2 protein-coding genes are annotated in these 2,598 nt (G+C 73.2%); both read left to right on the top strand.

Features of this window, described 5'->3' with window-relative positions:
* Nucleotides 1-761 (top strand): HDIG domain-containing metalloprotein (locus tag NBX02_RS22685; protein ID WP_250293085.1); only part of this gene is annotated, 761 nt, incomplete at its 5' end.
* Between the two features lie 524 nt (nucleotides 762-1,285).
* A partial coding sequence (locus tag NBX02_RS22680) for an MFS transporter (protein ID WP_250293084.1) occupies nucleotides 1,286-2,598 on the top strand: 1,313 nt, incomplete at its 3' end.

Genomic DNA, 2,598 nt, shown 5'->3' with positions numbered 1-2,598 from the left:
ACGAGGTGCTGCGCTGGGCCGCCCTGCTGCATGACATCGGCAAGCCGCGGACCCGCCGGCACGTCCCCGGCGGCGGCGTCTCCTTCCACCACCACGAGGTGGTCGGGCGCGACATGACCCGTAAGCGCCTGGCGGCGCTGCGCTTCCCCAAGGACGTCGCGGACGCGATCACCTTGCTGGTGTTCCTGCACCTGCGCTTCCACGGCTACGGGCGCGGGGAGTGGACGGACGCGGCGGTGCGCCGGTACGTCCACGACGCCGGGCCGCAGCTGTCCCGGCTGCACAAGCTCGTCCGCTCGGACTGCACGACACGCAACCGGCGCAAGGCCGAGGCGCTGGCCGCCACGTACGACGCGCTGGAGGAGCGGATCGCCCAGCTGGCCGAGCAGGAGGAGATCGCCGCGATCCGCCCGGAGCTGTCCGGGGACGACATCATGGCCCTGCTGGGCCTGGCCCCCGGCCGGCTGGTGGGGCAGGCCCGGGCGCACATGCTCGACTTCCGTTTCGAGGCGGGCCTGGTCGGGCGAGAGGCGGCCGAGGCGGAGCTGTTCCGCTGGGCCCGCGCGAACAACGTCCCCATCCCCGGCGAGCCCCCCGCACCCAGCCCCAACACCAGCCCTGGCCCCAGCCCCAGCCCCAGTCCTGGCCCCAACACCAGTCCTGGCCCCGGCGCCAGCCCAGCCTCGGACACTGGCCCTGGCTCCGGTGCCGGCTCCACCCCTGGCGCCCAGCCCGGCCTGCCCCCCGGCTCCCGGCCGTAGGCAGAAACCGGCGGGGCTCCGCCCCCGACGTTGCCTCTGGTGCTCAGTCCTGCCCCTCCGCTGTAGGTAGAAACCGTTGTCATCGCGACGGTAGCCACCTACGGCAGCGGAGGCCGTAGGTGGCTACCGCTATGGGAACGACGGTTTTCACCTACGGCCCGGGGTGGCCGCAGGGCTGCGGCTGGAGTGCTGGTCAGGTAACCATGCGTATCCCCCCGAACGGTGGCACGCTTCGATAGAAGCCAGCCACCGGAGAAGATCGGCGCGACTTTGTCGTTGTGTACGCTTTTGCGACCAAAAAGCGTACACAACGACAAACTCACCTGGATCATGGCCTGTACGGGTGGGTGGTCGTAGATGGGATCCGCGCTACTTGACCGGCGCTCCAGCCACAGGCAGGGCAGGCCACGGGCAGGGAGGGCTGCCGTCGCGGCAGGGACCGCGCGTGCCTCGCGTGGTCGCGTCGAGGGTGTGGCGTCGAGCGGGCCGCGCCCCGGCGGGGGCAGGTCCGTAGGCTCAGGGGTGTGGCGCGGGCCGGAGATCTGCGACAGCTCCTCGGGCTGACGGGATTCCGGCGGCTCTATGCCGCCCGCCTGAGCTCGCAGGCCGCCGACGGCGTGTTCCAGGCGAGCCTGGTCAGTTACGTGCTGTTCTCCCCGGAACGGGCGACGTCGGCCACGGCGCTCGCGGCGTCGCTGGCGATCGTGGTGCTGCCGTTCAGCGTCATCGGCCCGTTCGCCGGGATCGTGCTCGACCGGATCTCCCGGCAGCGGATGCTGGTGGTGTGCGCGCTGGCCCGGGCGGTGCTGCTCGTCCTGCTCGTCCTGCTCATCGCGGCCGGCCACACCGGCGCCGACTTCTACGCGAGCGCGCTCGCGGTGTTCAGCGTGAACCGTTTCGTGCTCGCGGCGCTGTCCGCGGGGCTGCCCGTCGTCGTCCCGACCGGGCGGCTGGTGACGGCGAACGCCCTGTCGGTGACGTCCGGGACGGTCATGACGCTGGTCGGCGCCGGGATCGGCAGCGGTGTACGGGGGCTGGCCGGCGGTGACGACGCGGGCGTCGCCCTGGTCGCCGCGCTCGCGGCCGTGGCCTACCTGGCCGCCGCGGGTACCGCCGGCCGCGCCGGCCGGTACGAGTTCGGGCCACTGCGCCCCACACCCGGGCAGGGGGTCCTGCGTGAGGCCCGGCAGGTGGTCGTGGAGCTGGCGGCCGGCGCCGGCCATCTGTGGCGGCGGCGCCCGGCCCGGTACGCGCTCGCCACGCTGACCGGCTCGCGGGCGGCGTACGGCCTGACGACGGTGATGGCTGTCCTGCTCTACCGCAACTACTTCACCGGCGCGGACGGTGGCCTCGGCGGTCTCGCGCTGCTGGTGACGGCCAGCGGGGTGGGCACGGTGGTGGCCGCGTTCGCCACCCCGCGGGTGACCCGGCTGGTCAGCAAGCAGGTCTGGATCAGCCTGGTGCTGCTCGTCGTCGGGATCGCCGAGATCGCCCTGTGCCTGCCGTTCTCGTCACCGCTGCTGATCGCGGCCTCGGTGCCGATCGGGTTCGCCGCCCAGGCGAGCAAGATCTGCGTGGACACGATCGTCCAGGAACAGACCGAGGACGCCTACCGGGGCCGCGCCTTCTCCCTCTACGACCTGTTGTTCAACGTGGCCTATGTGGCCGCCGCGGCGCTGGCGGCGATCACCCTGCCGCCCACCGGGCGGTCGCCCGTCATGGTGCTGGTCGCCGGCGGCGGCTTCATCGTGTGCGCGCTGCTGTACCTGCGGGCCCGCGGCCCGCGGACGCCGGCTCCCGGGCCGGCGGTGGCCACCGCCCGCCGCCTGCCCGCGGC

Origin of the sequence: Protofrankia sp. CiP1_Cm_nod1, assembly GCF_920888515.1 — a bacterium.
GTDB lineage: Bacteria > Actinomycetota > Actinomycetes > Frankiales > Frankiaceae > Protofrankia.
Note: the sequence above shows the minus strand (reverse complement) of the source record. Positions and strands in the feature narration are given on the sequence as shown.